This is a genomic window from Neobacillus soli NBRC 102451 (assembly GCF_001591665.1).
GTDB lineage: Bacteria > Bacillota > Bacilli > Bacillales > Cytobacillaceae > Neobacillus > Neobacillus soli.
In genome coordinates this window covers 38,829-55,893 of sequence record NZ_BCVI01000048.1, presented here as the reverse complement: position 1 = coordinate 55,893, position 17,065 = coordinate 38,829, and the positions used below count along the sequence as shown (strand labels likewise).

Below are 17,065 nucleotides of genomic sequence, written 5' to 3'. Positions count from 1 at the left end.
TAGTCCAAAGAATTACCCCATGCCTAATGGACACGGGGATTTTTTGCCTTTCGCTCAAAGTGATAATGAAGACGTAATTCACATATTTCTTTTGTCCAATTAAAAAGGACAGCCTCATCTTCCTTTGCAACATCAAAATTGATTGTAAATTGATCCTGTTAAAATGAAATTAACTCTTTGGAACTACCGCTCCATTTCGTCATCGGGATGTTAGCGATTAATTTACTAACACCCTTTTCATCATATTCCCAAAACTTCCGCGCACCTTTATCGGAAAAGTCGATTCTTTTGCGGTGCTCTTTTTCCATAAAGAACTGATGAAAAAATGGAGCTGTTTCTCTTGGTGTAATGGGTTTATACCAGTGCCATTTTCCACGATCCAGCATTGCCAATAAGACTACCATCTTGTAACTTTTCGTCATCCCAGTTCTTTCTGCTTCGATTAGCCAATTTCCCCCCCGGGATAAAACATCAATTTCATCTTCGGATAATTCGTTTGCCCAATTTAAAAACCCAATATATGATTTAAATTCCTGTTTATAATGAGGGGAATCGGAAGCACCCTTTAAATGCAATTCCAAATACGTGGGTCTTCTACCAAGCTCTCGCTTAAGATCCATATAGTCATTAAATAGTTTCTCTCTCCAGGGCTGTCTCTTTCTTCCCATTTCTTCCAGAAGATTAATAACATTTACATCTAAATCAATTTCACAAAAGTCCGGTACACTAGGATGAATATTTCTAATTTTCCCATCCTGTGGCTGTGTATCAAATAAACTAAGCTTAACATCAGCATTCCGATAATTTCCGATTAAATCAATAATTACACATGCCTCTTTACCTGGGTGTAAACGGAGACCTCGACCAATTTGTTGAGTAAACACAGTTAATGATTCAGTCGGGCGAACAAACAGCAATGTATCGACCGCTGGAATATCCACACCCTCGTTAAACAGGTCAACTGTAAAGATGATATCCATTTCTCCCTTTGAAAGCTGAGAAATTGCTTCCTTTCTACCGACACCCTTTTGCTGTGAATGAAGGCTAACCGTTCGATAGCCCTTCCCATTAAAATAGTTTGATAGAAAGTTAGCTTGTTTAATAGATGAACAGAACCCAATCTTTCTTGTCTGTTTTTTCTGTTCCCATGTCGAAAGGATCTTTTGGGCCAATTCATCTCTTAGTTGCGCCCGAAGCAATTCTTCTTCATCATAACGGTTACCCAACCAAGTAATCTGGCTATAGTCCGTATCATCATACACGCCAAAATAGTTAAATGGAGATAACCACCTTCTTTGAATCGCTTCAAGAAAATCGAGTCGGAATGCAACGTTACCATCACATATAGCATAAACATCCTTGTTATCATTTCTTTCAGGTGTCGCTGTTATCCCTAATAAAAACTTGGGTTGAAAATAATCTATAGCCCTTTTATAGGAGTCAGCCGCGGCATGATGAAATTCATCAACAATGATTAAATCAAATTCATCCGGTTGAAATTGCTCAAGATGAGCTTTCATACTAAGAGTATATATTGAAGCAAAAATAGCATCAGCATGTGTCTCTTTTGCCTTACCGTTATATATACCATACCGTTTTTCCGGCATAATTTTCGTAAAGGAATCTTTAGCTTGGTTGAGAATCTCTTCACGATGAGCAATAAACAGGATTTTTTTAAAGTTTTCCGAAAAAAATGCAGCCAAGTAGGTCTTTCCTAATCCAGTCGCCATGACAACAAGTGCCTTATTATACTGTTCTTCCAGAGTATTGTTTAACTCCTCAAGAGCCTCAATTTGAGCAAAACGCGGCTGTATTTCCCCATATTGTACAGGAGGTTCAATGATTATTTCAGGCTGGTCTGGAATCTCTTTATTCGAAGGGAGCATTAAATCTAATTCTTCAAGTTCCGTCAACTTTTGAGTCAGATTCGGATATTTTTGTTGATATTTATTAAAATTAACTCTATATTCCTCTAAGGTTTCCTTATTTAATGGTACTGTTTGTTCAGCATAAAAAAGTTTCAGAAATTCTGATTGCGCTTCATCAAAGACTTCCTGCTCATCACTTACTGATAAATTCCATTCAACGCCATGATTAAGTGCTGACTTCGATAGATTAGAAGAACCAACAAACAAGAAGTCATGCTCACTTGATTGAAACATATAGGCTTTTGGATGGAACGATACACCATTACTTTTCCAAATTCGGGTTTTAATTCGGCTATCAATTGAAAGCATTTCATCAAGAGCATCGGGCTGTGTTATATATAGATAATCACCGGTGCAAATCTTAATGTCCGCTCCATTTTCTGCGGCTCTTTTTAGGCCCTCTTTTAAAAAATGTACTCCAGAATTCATTATAAAAGACGTAAGAATACATATGGTCGAAGCTTCTTCTAGCTTGTCTATTAAATGATTCCCTAGATCCCTTATTATTAGCTGGACCTTACTCATCTTCAACCTCAATTAAAAATATCTTTACCTTAAAGGCCCCCCGCTTTGCAGCCTTCTTTTGTCGAACTTCTTCGACTTTTTCAATTGATGCACCATGACATTCTGCAAGGGCGTGGATAATTTCTAGTAAATCTGCTAACTCTTCAATTGCATCCTTATCATTATCGGCATTAACATACTCTTCAAGTTCTTCAAAACTCTTGTTTTTTAGTTCTTTTATGTATTCTTCATTATTTAGAATTGCGGTAGAACAAGTTTTACCACCTGATTCAATAATTTCTGGAATCCGATCACGAACGAGTTTGTTGTAAATAGGCATTTTGTGGTACCTCCAAAATATTTATAACCTTATTATAACCAATGGAAATACAAATTGTGAAAATTATCAATTTCCTATCCTACAATTGGCGCCAAATTATAAAACGTTTCTTCACCAAACCTTGACTATGAATGAAGAAAATGGTCAATGATGATCCAAACCATATTGAGAACATTCAAAACCAAAAAATTTTGAATAGAACAGGGAGTATAGAATATGAAGGAGTGGATCATTATTTGCCCCGATGGAGTTACTATAGCGCCTAATGAAGAAGAGTATGAAAACTTTCAAGTCTTGGGTTTTATCACAGCAGAAACAGAGGAACTTGCACTCGATTTGCTAAAAATAAAATATCCTTTTGTAAATGGCAGCGGATTTGATGAGGTATGGATATACCCATTAGAAAGTGGAAAGCCGTTTATTACTTATTTAAGTAACAAAGAAACACCGGAGAATGAATTTGAAAAGAGTGGAGAAAGAAATGGTCAAAAAAATGACCACTTTTTTAAAGGAAAACGGCTTTACTAATATTACCTATGATTATTGTAGCGGGGACTCCTACTATTTTGAAGGCTATTCAGATGTTCTGCAGGAAATACGTGTCGATATTAGGGATAAAGAGATATCCATCTTTGACAGATACATAACGGAAAAGCACTATGTACATTTTGGAAGTTTTAAGCTTTAAAGTCTGGAAGTCCTTTTCCGTCGTCCTAAATAATCAGCATAAACCACCAAAGAGCTACATAATCATGAGTAGCTCTTTCATAGTGATTTACAATAATTATGATGATAATGTTACCTCATCCTTTTGTCCGTGAGTCTTTAAGCCAAAATATTTGTACAGGTATTTATCAACCATTTCCTCAATTTCTTCAGTCGTAAGCATATCCAAAATAAGTGCTCCACCAACAACATTTAAATATTTATTAGCCTGGACAAAATGATCTCGTTTAATTGAAACTCCAATGTTCTGAAGTTTAATTAACGATTTCAAGATCCCCTTAGTGATATTCTGATTAGAAGTAAAGTTACTAGAAAAAAATACAACACATCTTGCGGAAAAATCCTTTTCACAGAAAAAATCCGTTAACCAGTATGGATTGCTCCTATTGGAATCGTCATATGTCATATATCCTACCCACCATAATCGCGCTAGTATATGGACAAAAAGTGATCGTTTATTACCATTTTTAAAAAACAGCGCGGTATTGAGCCGAGTATCGTTTTTCTTTTGTAATTCATTTTTCAACCGATAGTAGGAAAAATCCCTAAATTGTAAATGGGCCAACCCTGACCATAGTCTTTCCTGTGTTGCTTGCGAAATAGTTAGATGGTTCAGTGAATCATAGATAATTTTTACATTTTCCTTATCGCTTTGAGCGTAGTCCTCATTAATGTTTAACAAGGGCATTTCAAACTCAATCTTTGATTCAATCACTTTTCCCTCTTCATTAAAATAGTGATCAAACCAGTTGGTATCTAAGGAATAATAATGATCTTTATACGCATCGAAGTTCGTTCTTAAATCCATTAATGTTTCATCCGAAATGAATTTTAATTTCAACTTTAATCCTCCAGTTTATTGAGTTTCTCAATTTCTTCAAAACTAGTTTTTAGTGGCTTTCTTAGTACCATTTGTGCAGCTTTTAGTGCTGAAAGTGAATCTGTTCCCACATCTTCAATTCGAACATGATTTTCCACAAAGATTTTTTCCAACACCTGAAACCAAGTATATTCTTTAAGGTCTTCCCTATTTTCATTAATTTTAGAGAATACAAATACCAAACCAGGGACGATTACTGTTGATATAATGGTATTTTTTAATCTTGAATTAGCATTGGTTGCGTACTGGCTATATTCATATTCTGGAAGAGAAATCGTAATAATATTGGTATGGATATCAACTTCCATGAATTCATTTTTAAGTGATTTCGTTACCTTTGCTATAGAAGGTAAATCCAATAATTCCATATTGTCTTCAAATAAATTAGTTTCTATTGCATCCCCAATTGCTAGGAAATTTCCCTTTTCAAACGAAATAGGTACATCTTTAAACCACTCGTTTAACAGGTCATTTTGATAGGTTTCTATTTTTTCTTTTGCCAGAATAAATGAATGAATGGCAATTTTCCCACGCAAATGGTTCGTAGGGATGGTAATATCATAACTTTTTTTATTGGTTTGGAAAGTCTTTCGGAAACTAGTCTGAGGACATTCAATATGAATTAGATACACAGCTAAATCACTCTCAATTAAACTAGTTAAACCACTATTCTCCAATGTAAAATCGGCACGAACTTTTACTTCCCCAAACGATTCATATACATGAATATTCGTATGGAAACTAGATTCTATGTAATCGTCATTATTCATATATAGAACTGGATATGGATAGGATGAGTTAATTTTCATATAGTTCCACCTCCAATACACAATAATCGCTGTAATCAATATCAACATTAACGGTAAAGCTCTTATTTTTCTTAAGTGAATTGAGCTCTACTGTGTTTGATCTCCATTTCTCAACTGTGACATTCAAATCATTTGTAGCAGCACTTCTAATTGGCAAGTCATAATCACTTTGCTCACCCACCACTTTAAAAACTAAGCGTGCACTAGATAAAGTTTTTTCAGGAATGATATTAAATTTATATTTTCCATTATTTTTATCCATACATACATATCGCTGTTTCATCTGGACCGGCTTTGTACTGGGCTTTCGTTCCTTACGATTTTGCCTTTCTCCTGACTGAAGTTCATCCAATTCTTTATCTCCGCCCGAATTTGTCGCACCCGCTCCATCGGTTCCTTCACTACTTCCATGTTCCCCTGTTCCATTTCCACTTTTATCACCTTCAGGGGTAATCCCAAATTCACCAGTTAATTGCTGTTCAAAATCTTCCGATTCGTTACCTTTATTCTTCTTAGTAGGTTTAGGGGAATCAGGTTCCTTTTGTTTTGTAATAATAGCTTTTATCGTTGAACTTAGCGACTCGGACTTACTTGTAGAAGAAGCCGAACTTAAATCCTTATTGGGTAAAAAGTCACTTAAGCCAACAGCATCCATTTCATCTGTTATTTGTTCCTGAAATGTATTTTTCACTGTGTCTCGAATGAATTTCCTTAAATCAGCATATATTTTTTTGGCTACCTTTGGATCTTTCTCATATCGTTCTGGGGCCCATTCTGTATGAGCAGGATTCTCCATTTGTTTAAAAATATTGTTCATGTCTGTTCCTGTAATCATCAGTAATCCCGTAAACGAAATGCTGCCACTGATATTCTTTTGTTCAAAAATACGCATCCCTGTTTTTCTCGTCATTAAAACTCTTCTATTTAGATCTTCACCGTTAAGCAAAAATAATTCCGCTTCACCCTCTTCAAAGGAAATTTCCTTTGAATATTTCATAGCTGGATATGGGACTTTGATTGTTTTATTTGAAACTAAGAGATTAAAATAATTCTTCAATATGCGATTTTCTTCATTGTCATTCAGCTCATAAATCATCTGTTCAATATTATGATTATTGATTTCAAAATCGTTTACTTTTACGACCAAATTTCCTTTAAAGATTGTAATAAAAAAGTTAAATAGAACTGATTTCTTCACCTCTTCTAGCCAATCATCTTTTGGTTCAAAAGCTGAAACGTAGATATCTGTTCCGGTTTCCTCTCTATGAAACTCATCATCTAGATGCAATAACCTAGGGATTGCTGATGAAATTGTATTATATGTATAATAGCCATTACCTAATGTAATTTGGTTTTCGTCCTTCTTAAATGACATAATATTAGCTACACCAATATGTGATTGATAACCCTCTATATCAAAGGAAGAATAAAATAAGGTTCTTAAACTAGAATTTAAGAATGGTGCAGATTTTCCTATTCCAAAACTCCCACCTGAACTTTCTTCTTTATTCGATGAACCAGCTTCTTTTACTAATGAAGACCATGGCGAGCCAAGTCCCCCTTCTTTTGCCCCTTCCAAACCCCTTGTATTAAAATCACTAATTCTTAAAAAATTTACCTCAGGACTTTCAAGGATAGTTAATGCATTTCTTATAAACTCTTCACTTTTTTTATTGTGTCCATCCCAGGTTTGTTTACAACGTTCAAAAACCCCAACTAACTCATCTTTATTTGGAAATATACTTATGGGTGTTGTAAAACTTTTAAACTCAACAACTACCGGTTTATCCTTATCCTTCACTGCGTCTAAAGAATTTTGACAAATTTCTCTTGTTAGAGAATCCAAAGCATTACCTCTAAAAGTTTCCAGCCCAGCATTATTAATTGAATTAATCATTCCACCTGTTGCAGCCGGAAAGTTCCAATATGTTTTCATTTCAATCCCCCAAGAGACAATCTAAATTTTGGTATTGAAATAGTCTTATGACATAACAATACTCAGTCCATTTCTTTATCTGTTAATATTTTTAAATACATTTCTACCATAAGTAATTATATTATTTACAACACATTATAACACCCAACAATTTACAATAGTAGATATCTTCAATGAGATTCTATCCACCGTAATATTGGTATAACATATTTAAAACTGCAAATTAAATATTCCATTTATTTATAACGCAAAATAAAAATCCTCGATTCCAATATTAATTATACAAGGATTTTATTTGGTTAAATTAAGCCTCAACATTCTCCATAATGTTACCTCTTCCTTGGAGTTCGTAAAAAGCTAGGGCAGAGATGCCACAGGGGCGGTTCCCATGGTTTTAGTGAGGATAGTCCTAGCCATCGGCACCGTCCCCATGGAATCGACTCAAAACAAGACTTATAACGATATACCAGTTATCAACAACGTGCGTGCAACATTGATGGTAATTATTAAATTGCTTTAATTTTTGGAAACTTCATCATAATTTATTCCCACTTCAATAAATTCAAGATTTTTCTCCTGTTCATTATAAACATATTTTATTAATCTTAAATTTGACCAATACATTGTAACTGCCGGACGACGACCTTTAACAAAAGTGCGTTTTCCAACCTCTTCTTTTAACCTAACAACATCATCCGGGAAATCTTAAGCAACTATAAATGCTTCAATCATCGAGTAGTCACCATAACTATACTCTTGATTAATCCAGTCAACGTACTTCATAAGTTGATTAATTACTTCTGTATCAGCAACATCTTTTTTTATTTCAATTGTCAGATATTTGGAAATCGTTGAGTACGACGGTATAAATCGATAACCGAAAACATCCATTTTATCCATGTAATCTACGGGTTTAAAAGGTGAAGCTACCACTTGATGTGATAAATAATCCCATTTTCCGAAAACTCCATCAGAGGTATTTTTTATATAATCTACTACTCCAGCTTCGATAGCCATTTCATGTCTGATTTTTGTTCCTTCAGAGGCCAAGCTTAAAATATTTTTGGCATTCACTTTGTAACTTTGATTTATTATACTCTTCATTCTAGTATGTAAGCTTTCTGAAGATATAAAAATATGTTTTGGTTTCGCTATTTCATTTTCATTAGTTTTGAGAATAATATCATATAATGCTTTATTTTCAACATCATCTATTTTAATAAATGATAATTTCCATAGTACCCGTAACATTTTAAATGCTTCTGGATTCGAAGCTAGTACATCATCCATATCAATTCCATTTTTAAAAAAGTGTGGAGCACTTTCAAATGTGCAAAGAAAACGATTTCCAAGATTAAATGTCGATTTATTCAGAATCATTTTGTCTTTTAGGTTTAAAAAGTCTTCTGTAATTGGAATATCAGCGCACGGGAAATTTAAATGCTTACAGTCTCCATTGATATTTATAAGTCTACCAACTCCGTAAATTTTTCTTTTAATAAAAAAGTAAACATTATCTCCCTCTGTCATAGATAGATAATCAGTGAAGGTACCCTCATGATGTATTAACCATTTATTAGACAGAGGAATATTTAAGTTTGTACTATAAACTTGGTTTAATATTAGTTCATTTAATGAGTTAATATTATCAAGAGTAAAAATATAGCCAGCCATTAATTCATCACCTCTTAATCAATTACTGATGCAATATATTCTTTATCCAGCCAAAATGCTTGTTTGGCAATCATTTGTCCATCCGGTAAAAGGGTTTTATCTTGTCCATTTTTCCCTTTAGGACGAATATGACAAAGTCCATTAGTCCTCGGAGAAGGCAGATTATTCTTTGCCACATTCTTATTTCCTTTGGATACAATTTCAATGTGAACACCTGAAGCCAGTTGCTGTTGAAGGTTATAATAGAAGTCTTTTAATCGTCCTTGAATTTCCGAAATTGGCAAATTCCATAGTTTTATGCCTTTAAAAAATAATTCACGATTTTTAATTTCCTTTTCTGTTTCTCTAAATTCAAAAATAACAAATAGAAATTTTGTTTGTTCAAAATAATTCTTTAGCCAACTCTCACTCCACTCTTCATTAATCCATTCCATAAAATTTACATTTTTAAATGACATATGTTCTCTAGGTTTTCCATTTGGTTCAAGCCGGATTGTTTTAAATTGAATGTTTGCCTTTGAGAATTCCTCAATGTCATCCAGTTTTGTTCCTTTTATCCCTAATAATGCACTGACAAAATCGGCAACAAAACTTTTTGATTTATTAATTTTAATCCCGTTTTTATTTGCGATTTGTGTAAGAGGTTTTCCTATATAAGGAAGGAACCTATCGTGAAGTATTTCTTCGAGGGTTTTACTTTTTAATTCTTGCTTAGTAGTAATCGAGACCATATCTTTATTTGTAAATACTTTTCTTGCAACGCCAGTTATATAACTAGCTTTTAAGCTATACGCCCTTTGCATTGCGAGGATGGGGCTAAATGGTTGGGTTCTTAATGAATCTTTGTTTTTTCCTTTCGTGCATGCACCTAAATAAATAGTATCAGCTTCAGAAAGTTCATGAGCTTTCCCCAATTTAATTTTATTTACTATGAATTCCCAATCTTTCTTAATAATATGTAAATCTTCTTCATTAAAAGTTAAAAGATGGCTTTTAAGCACTTGGTACTCAGAACGGTGAACCTCAGGAATCCATTGATAAAACATCAGTAAAATTGTTTGATTCTTTGTCCAAAAACTAGAGGTTTCAAATGTATTGTGAACTTCCTTATGGTAGTTGATGATATTTAAGACCAATCTTTCTTTAGCAGAAATGGAATTATTTTTATTCTGTTTAAGAGGAGTAACCTTTAATTCAATGCCTAAATCCGCAAAATCGGCCTCTGACTTAGAATTTACTTCATATCCAAAAAAGCTCTCTTCGATTATTTGTCCGAGTTGTCCTTTAGATTTAGGATTAGCAATTCTTCCAGTTTGATCAATCTCACCAAAAGTTTTGCCTTCTGCTTCTTTTGCTTTATATAGAAGCGCCTCTTCCGTTTCATATATCATCGATGTACCCCCTACAGAGATCTCAATTACTAACATATTTGTATTTTAACATATAAAGAAAAAAGCTGTTACTCAAGGTATCAGCTTTGTAAAGATAGTTCTAATTGAACATCAGTTTGGATATTTACTTTTTCAATTTCTTCAATTCTTTTTCCCATGCGCTCTATTAATCCCACGACCAATGCATTACCCATGCAAAAATATCTCATACGGTCTGACATATTACTTGTCCAATTATCCTCAAATCCATTAAGCCGTTCACATTCTAAAGGAGTCAGGAATCGTTTTCGGCCATTTACCTCAATAATATGAGTGCTTCGGTTTGTTGATCCTTCACTTGTTAACATGGTTCTTCCTGGCTTGTCCAAATCATCTGTAGGAGACATCCCACCTTCAGAAAATTGATAGACATGTCCATCTGCAGTTTTTCTCTCGATTTTCTTTGGACCTCGCAGAAATTCAAACTTTTGAATAATTGAGTCAGATAAATAAAATTTTTCATCTACTTCAGATTCATCAATAAGAATATCACGCAAAGTTGTTGGTTTTTCTTCTATTGGAATAACTTGAGTAGTGAAAACTATTCCGTTCTTCATATATCCTGCAGTATGGAAGCCAAATGAGAAATTATCAGATAGTGATACAATGTCAGTTGGCAAGGTAACAGTAGTTATTCTATTTCTATAAGGTTCATTTTCAACTTGAAACGGTTTAGCAAAGAAGCCTTCTTTAAAAACTATCTGATTTTCAGAATAATTATTTTGTGCATGTTCAAAAGCAATTCCATTTTTGTATGCAAAGATAAATACGCGTCTTCTTCTCTGAGCAAATCCATAATCGGCTGCATTTATAACCCGCCACTCTACCGTATAATCTAAATCTCTAAATGTCGCTAACATAACTGCAAAGTCTCTACCACGTCGTGATGATGGAGATTTTAAAAGACGATCCACATTTTCTAAAAGTACATATTTAGGTTGTGTATTCTCAATTACCCGTTTAATTTCCCAAAATAAAACTCCCTTTTTACCTTGGATGCCTTTTTCTCCAGAAAGAGTACGTGCAACAGAATAGTCTTGGCACGGAAAACCACCAACAATTAAATTTGGCTCTAAATCAACAAAAGTTTCATTTGAAACTGTAGTTATATCTTCATTTGAATGTATCCCAGTATTAAAATTTTGTTTATAACATTCGAATGCGTCTTGTGCTTTACGAGAAGGCTCCCACTGATTACCCCAAACCACTTCAAATAATTCGGGGTCCGCTTTTTCGAGCCCTAAACGGAAGCCACCGACACCAGCAAATAATTCGATAACTTTAATTTTAGAATTTTGCATATACGAACACCCTTTCCCTGTTCTCTATTATACAACATTTTGTTGAAAAGATCAAGATCGAAATATCATATTTTTTTATTTAAATTGAAAACCGACAATGTCATTCATAAAAAAGTAATGACCCGACAAATTATTTTTTGTCGGGTGTATTTTATATACTGCTTTGCTTCAATATCAAATGCATATGACAAAAGTACATCGCTAAATTTTTGGCTTTCAGCAAGTTTGAAATAAAAATGCATATTCCGAACAAGTGAATCATAGGCCTTACTTACTCTATCCACAAAAGCATAATATAAAAAATATTCATTTTTAATATCTTTATAGTAAGCTTCCATGTAATTCATTATAAATTCCGATTTAGAGGGTAAGGTACCTAAACCAAGGATAAGATTATAAAGAAATGCAACAAAAATAGGCATCTGCTCTTCACGAGCACGAGGATGCCATGTCACCTGATATTCAACTTTTTTAATCCCCTGATAATATTCTCTATATTTCTCGAAGACTTTAACAAGTGAATGACTTTAGTCTCCGGCTTTACCTATGAATGATTCAACGCTAGTTCCTCTTTTCTATAATCTTTTATACAAAAGTTATATTAATTAAACAAATAGGTAGTTTTGACTGTTTTACATCGTGGCAATTATACCAGAAAAATGGTATTTCCTAAACCCTATAAGAAAAAGTTCTTATAATATAGTAACCTCTTTTAAAGAACACGCAAGGAAGAAGTAAGTTTTATTTTCAAAAACTTATAAGGAAAGGAGCAAATATTTCATCACTACCTTTAATAGAGGATATTTTTAGTAAGAGATTTTGGGTATATTGTAATTATCTGTTATTTAAACTTTGGTGTAAACTTTTCATCAATTTCCATATTCCATTTCAATATAACTATAGTTTTAGGAGCATGTAATTTTGCAGATAAATATGGAGGTTTTGGTCCAGAATCAAATTTTGTCCCAACTATTATCAGTGCCCTTTCCCAAAGGATAGCATCATCTATTATATTATACAAAAATACCTTGAAAGAATTTGCTCAATTTCCACTTTGTGATTTATCGAAATAAACCTTACGCTCAACAAAAGGATTTTAACAATTTGGTTAAAAATGCAATATCAAAAAAAGAAATAGAGGGGCTCCATATTTTCATATTTTTTCTTATTCCCTCCTCTTTCATTGCTTACTATTTAACAACCCAGTTACGAAGGTTGTAACCAGGTTGTTATTGATGTCAGATGACCATTACCATAAAATTAATAATTGAATTTAATATTCCAAATACTAATTTAATGATTTGGTTAAATAATCTTTTCGATTAAAATCAAGAACAAATGGAGAAATTGCATTCTCTGGATCCGTTTTATATGGATAAAATAAATAAACCTCCTGCTTTGCCCTAGTTAAGGAAACGTAAAGTATCCGTTTTTCTTTGTCTTCAAGTACCTTAAAATCTTCATCTATGTTCTGCAATTTATGCTGACGCCTTTTGTATAAGGCTTCAATTTCATCGATATGTGGATACGTTTTGTTATTAAAATTGAGAATAAACACATAATCAAACTCAAGTCCCTTGGTTTCTTTTGCTTCTAGTAAATATACCTTTGGACCTGATTGAGAGCCCGGGGTGGTCTCACTAGTCTGCCTCCTCACCTTAAAACCCCGCCCTAAATAGGTATAAACATTTTTGATTTCCTGTTCTTTATTAAAGCGATGAATAATGACAAAAGTGCGACTTGGATGTTCTGCATATCGATTTTGAATGGTCTTGATTATCTCACCCAGAATTTTTTCCACACTTTTAAAACCTTTAATCACTGGCGGCTGACCCTGCCTTGGAAAATATCTTTCATTATCATATCTTGAGTCTTCTGCAGTTCGTTCAAATTGGAGTGAATTTGCCAGTTTCATGATTTGATACGTTGACCGATGATTCGTTTTTAAAATAACACTGCTTCCTTGGACATTTATTCCAAGCGATCGATAAGAAAACGGGCTCGCTTTAAAGATACGCTGTCTCTCATCCCCGCTTAGAGTTAATGAACCTTTATTAAGAAATACAAGAACCTTTAATTGCATTGGCTGTAAATCCTGCATCTCATCCACAAAAATATGGTCATATTTTTGAGTCCCAATAAAACGATGTAAATTTTCAATCAATAAAAGCGCATAATCCTCGCGGTCAATTCGATTCCTAAAATCTTGATGTTGGATTTTACGGTATTCCTCAAATAGGCGAAAAATCGTTTCTCGCTGCTTTTTTGAGATATTCGGGAGTTTTCCTCTTCCCACCCTTTCACACTCGAGGTAATCTTCCTTTGAAATAAAGCCATTTCCTTTCATCCAAGAAAATTCTTCAAACAGGAAATTGGTATTTTCCGTCTTCTTTATCGTATGGATGGGAGGATAGTCCTTGAATTCTTCCGAATCCAGCATCATGATAAGGAGAAACATTTTGGCCAATATATTATCTTCTTCTTTACTCAGTTTTTTATGAGAGGTTCTAAACTTTGAAACATTAACACCAATCGACGTTAGAAGGTGGTAGGCTAATTCATGAAAGGTGTAAAAATGGACGGTATGGTGCTGCTCTTGTAGTTCATGATAAAATTCCGACTCTTTAAACCGTTTTTCAGCATCTCTGACAAGCTCAAAGTTAAACGATACAAATAAGAATCTTTTTTCAAATTCCTCTGCCAATTTTTGCATCATTCGTGACAACAGTGTAATACTTTTCCCGCTACCCGCTACACCTTTTATTAATAAATCTGTTGAACTATTTTTCGCCACTACTTCCTGTTCGTTGCTTAATTCAATATTTTTTAAAAATCGCGATGTTTTTTCAACAAGATTATCTTCTTCGCTAAAGCCTGTCCATGCACGTTCTAAAAGCTGAAACGCTTGTTCTGACTTTTTATAATGTAGTTCCAGTTCCGGCTTCATCTCGATCATCAAACCCTTTCCCTTTTATATCTACTGGGTAATACGCATCCTCACAGTAAGAATTATGCGGACAAAGCTTGCAAAAAACGGAAGGGGTGGCTTTTAATAAAGGCACATGACTAGCAGAGATTGACGAAAGAAGTTCTCTTCGCCCCGCTCTTTGCCGCATCATATCAAACGAACGTTTCCAATGTTCACTTTCAAAAGCCCCGCGATGGGTGAGAAATTGAAAGGATGTACTGCTTAAAGGATAGGTAATATCGTCATAGCTAGTATGCCTTCTTAAACCAAAACGAAGAGTTGATTTAATTAGATTTTCATTTAGATTATTATCGACTATTGCACGCATGCGAATATGACTCATAAATGGGAAAAGGTTTTGTAATAAATCGATAATTTCTTCCTTCCCTGTACCAAGAGCTCCGTAAATTTTCACCATATTCCCAATCAAAAATTGTTCATGGAACGGTGATGAAAAGGATGAAAATAAATCAGAAACGGTACTATAGTAAAATCTTCTAGGGCAAAGTCGCATCTCTACAAATTCTTCCTTAGGCAAGGTCTCCAAAATGGCCATTGTTTCTTCTATATCGCTTTCAACTGTTAGACTTGGTTCATAATCAAACTGATTTTTCCCAAGGTCATTGTTTCTACTTAGCTTCATGATTTCGATATAGATTGATTTATCGAGGTTCTCTTCATCATTGAAATGACGGATCCATGAGAACGTAATGGAACCTTTATAACATAATGTCAAATAAAACAAATACTTTGAAAATGAAAGACGGTACTTTTCTCGAAACAGGTACATATTTGCCGCTGAATTATTTAATTTAAAAAGCAGCTCCTTAGAAATCGGCCACGGCATTGGGGCAGCGACAACAGGAAAATGCCGTTCATCCATCCCGCAAAAATGAAGAGGAGGTTGTTTTTCCAAATAAATCAAACCATCCACTTTTTCAAAGCGATGGATTTTAAAATTAATCAATTCTGGATTTTCTTCGTCAATTTCGATATCATTCTTTTCTAGACCATTTTTTAAAAACACAATGATGGCATCCGCCAAATCGGATATATGGTAATCCGATTGATCGTTTACTGGGTTTGTCAATGATTCTTTCAAGCTTTGGACTAAGGCCCTTTCTTCATCACTTAACCGCTCACGATTTAAATGCGCATCTTCCAGTAATTGTTGAATTTTATCAAAATGCCCCTTTATAGTTATTCGTTCATGCTTCATATCCAAAAGGTTTCTAGCATCCTTTATTAGCTTTACAAAATATGCCTTTATCCTTTTAAGGTCATGAAACGGAACAGAAAAAAAGGAAAAACGTAAACCAGGATTTACCCGTACAGCTTTAAAATGATCATCTCTCGAAATATTGTATTTCCTTAAAGATTTTGAAATGGATTGCTTTGACAGCATCAGTTTATTGAGGCGGTTATACCAATCCTTATCTACACGACAATCGGAAAAATACGGGAGGATTTTCTCTAATTGATGTGTTAAATCTCTCGCATTTCCTTCTTCGTCCCCCAGCCAGCCTGAAGCGAAGCATTCCCGAATAATTCCTTCTGTCAGGACATATTCACCCTCATCTTCCTTCCAAATGGAATGAAGATGTAATAAATACTGGCCCAAGGGGTAAGACAAAAAGTGCCGTTCCTTCACAAATGCTTCCGGATAAAAATCCCGGAGACGCGTGTTAAGTTCTTCATCATTCGGTGAAAGGTAAACTGTTTCATCTTTTATATCTTTAACAAAATCAATTACGTAATTATAAGGGATTTCCTTCATATCCGTATGTAGAGGATTAAGACTCTTTCCTTCGAGCATGTTCGCAAACTGTTTCCCTAGTAATCCAGCATCATCCCGGGTAATTGTCCAGTTTTCACGATTCGTCCACCCATGTTCAGATGAAAAGTTTTCCTCAAGAAAGCCAAAAAGGCTTGGATTATCATCATCATACAGGTTTAAAAATACTAATTGGATACCGAGGTCCTTCCATTTTGTAAAAATATAATGCTGTACAGGGGTAATAAAGTAAAATCCATGTAATAATATGGAAGATTTATCTCTGTTAGAGTTAAATTCATCCAAAATTTGATTCACTTTCTCTATGGATTCTAGGTTGTTTTTCGCCTTATCAAGATAATAGAAGAATTCTGGCAGCATCTCCTCCCATATTTCACAAAATAGTTTTTCCTCTTCTGTTTGACAATATGGTTTTAGCATTTCTGGAGTTAGAAAAATCTCCGATAAATTCCTCATTGTGATAAGTAGATTTAGCTTATTTCGTTTAAAGGATTGTAAAACATCCGGATTGTCACTTGTAAAATTACGCAGCTTGTCTGATAAGCTGGCATATTGGCGGAACCTTACCTGTGAGTTATTCCATCCAGGATAAAATTTATCAACTATTACTCTCATTGCTTCAACAAAGGGAAATACATGTGACAATGATTGCATGCCAGATGCTAAGGATGTTGTTGCACATAGCTGCAAGGATGTTTGATATTGTCTAACTGGTCCCTGCATATGGAAGGTATATGGGTTATTATAGGTAATCACACTAACTTTCTGATTCAA

12 protein-coding genes and 1 pseudogene are annotated in these 17,065 nt (G+C 34.2%); 2 read left to right on the top strand and 11 right to left on the bottom strand.

The window, feature by feature from the left end; translation table 11 throughout:
- Positions 1-23: 23 nt before the first annotated feature.
- Together BSO02S_RS16785 and BSO02S_RS16780 are read right to left on the bottom strand one after the other, a co-directional pair.
- Positions 24-2,453 (bottom strand): annotated as a pseudogene (locus BSO02S_RS16785) (DEAD/DEAH box helicase family protein).
- Entirely contained in the window at positions 2,446-2,772 is a 327-nt protein-coding gene (locus tag BSO02S_RS16780) for a nucleoside triphosphate pyrophosphohydrolase (RefSeq protein WP_066069824.1), read from the bottom strand. The pseudogene BSO02S_RS16785 and the gene BSO02S_RS16780 overlap by 8 nt, the downstream one beginning before the upstream one ends.
- A 216-nt stretch (positions 2,773-2,988) precedes the next feature.
- Between BSO02S_RS16780 and BSO02S_RS16775 the strand changes: the two genes are divergently transcribed.
- A complete protein-coding gene (locus BSO02S_RS16775) occupies positions 2,989-3,300 on the top strand; it encodes a hypothetical protein (RefSeq protein ID WP_066069821.1) in 312 nt (103 codons plus the stop codon).
- Positions 3,254-3,460, top strand: a complete 207-nt coding sequence (locus BSO02S_RS27205; protein ID WP_169802762.1) for a hypothetical protein — start codon at positions 3,254-3,256, stop codon at positions 3,458-3,460. The genes BSO02S_RS16775 and BSO02S_RS27205 overlap by 47 nt, the downstream gene beginning before the upstream one ends.
- A gap of 96 nt (positions 3,461-3,556) precedes the next feature.
- Here the strand turns inward: BSO02S_RS27205 and BSO02S_RS28035 are convergent, their stop codons facing one another.
- The 9 genes from BSO02S_RS28035 to BSO02S_RS16720 form a co-directional block, all read right to left on the bottom strand.
- A complete protein-coding gene (locus BSO02S_RS28035; protein ID WP_235846944.1) occupies positions 3,557-4,339 on the bottom strand; it encodes a DUF6339 family protein in 783 nt (260 codons plus the stop codon).
- A gap of 2 nt (positions 4,340-4,341) precedes the next feature.
- Positions 4,342-5,187, bottom strand: a complete 846-nt coding sequence (locus BSO02S_RS16760) for a hypothetical protein (RefSeq protein ID WP_066069818.1) — start codon at positions 5,185-5,187, stop codon at positions 4,342-4,344.
- The gene (locus tag BSO02S_RS16755; RefSeq protein ID WP_066069815.1) at positions 5,177-7,123 is read right to left on the bottom strand and encodes a hypothetical protein; all 1,947 of its coding nucleotides are present in this window, start codon (positions 7,121-7,123) and stop codon (positions 5,177-5,179) included. The genes BSO02S_RS16760 and BSO02S_RS16755 overlap by 11 nt, the downstream gene beginning before the upstream one ends.
- 705 nt (positions 7,124-7,828) lie before the next feature.
- The gene (locus tag BSO02S_RS16750; RefSeq protein WP_235846943.1) at positions 7,829-8,797 is read right to left on the bottom strand and encodes a hypothetical protein; all 969 of its coding nucleotides are present in this window, start codon (positions 8,795-8,797) and stop codon (positions 7,829-7,831) included.
- A gap of 14 nt (positions 8,798-8,811) precedes the next feature.
- A complete protein-coding gene (locus BSO02S_RS16745; RefSeq protein ID WP_066069812.1) occupies positions 8,812-10,188 on the bottom strand; it encodes a Sau3AI family type II restriction endonuclease in 1,377 nt (458 codons plus the stop codon).
- 80 nt (positions 10,189-10,268) lie between these two features.
- Positions 10,269-11,528, bottom strand: a complete 1,260-nt coding sequence (dcm, locus tag BSO02S_RS16740) for a DNA (cytosine-5-)-methyltransferase (RefSeq protein ID WP_066069810.1) — start codon at positions 11,526-11,528, stop codon at positions 10,269-10,271.
- A 104-nt stretch (positions 11,529-11,632) separates the two neighbouring features.
- Entirely contained in the window at positions 11,633-11,983 is a 351-nt protein-coding gene (locus tag BSO02S_RS16735; RefSeq protein WP_066069807.1) for a hypothetical protein, read from the bottom strand.
- A gap of 833 nt (positions 11,984-12,816) precedes the next feature.
- Positions 12,817-14,484 carry a UvrD-helicase domain-containing protein gene (locus BSO02S_RS16725; RefSeq protein WP_066069801.1) on the bottom strand — a complete coding sequence of 556 codons (1,668 nt, stop codon included), beginning with the start codon at positions 14,482-14,484 and terminating at the stop codon, positions 12,817-12,819.
- Positions 14,447-17,065 (bottom strand): hypothetical protein, encoded by a 2,619-nt coding sequence (locus tag BSO02S_RS16720; protein ID WP_066069798.1) that lies wholly within the window; start codon positions 17,063-17,065, stop codon positions 14,447-14,449. The genes BSO02S_RS16725 and BSO02S_RS16720 overlap by 38 nt, the downstream gene beginning before the upstream one ends.

Coding starts and splice junctions, on each gene's coding strand:
- BSO02S_RS16755 (WP_066069815.1), bottom strand. CDS start 7,123: ATGAAAACATATTGGAACTTTCCGGCTGCAACAGGTGGAATGATTAAT.
- dcm (WP_066069810.1), bottom strand. CDS start 11,528: ATGCAAAATTCTAAAATTAAAGTTATCGAATTATTTGCTGGTGTCGGT.
- BSO02S_RS27205 (WP_169802762.1), top strand. CDS start 3,254: ATGGTCAAAAAAATGACCACTTTTTTAAAGGAAAACGGCTTTACTAAT.
- BSO02S_RS16745 (WP_066069812.1), bottom strand. CDS start 10,188: ATGATATATGAAACGGAAGAGGCGCTTCTATATAAAGCAAAAGAAGCA.
- BSO02S_RS16750 (WP_235846943.1), bottom strand. CDS start 8,797: ATGGCTGGCTATATTTTTACTCTTGATAATATTAACTCATTAAATGAA.
- BSO02S_RS16780 (WP_066069824.1), bottom strand. CDS start 2,772: ATGCCTATTTACAACAAACTCGTTCGTGATCGGATTCCAGAAATTATT.
- BSO02S_RS16760 (WP_066069818.1), bottom strand. CDS start 5,187: ATGAAAATTAACTCATCCTATCCATATCCAGTTCTATATATGAATAAT.
- BSO02S_RS16725 (WP_066069801.1), bottom strand. CDS start 14,484: ATGATCGAGATGAAGCCGGAACTGGAACTACATTATAAAAAGTCAGAA.
- BSO02S_RS16775 (WP_066069821.1), top strand. CDS start 2,989: ATGAAGGAGTGGATCATTATTTGCCCCGATGGAGTTACTATAGCGCCT.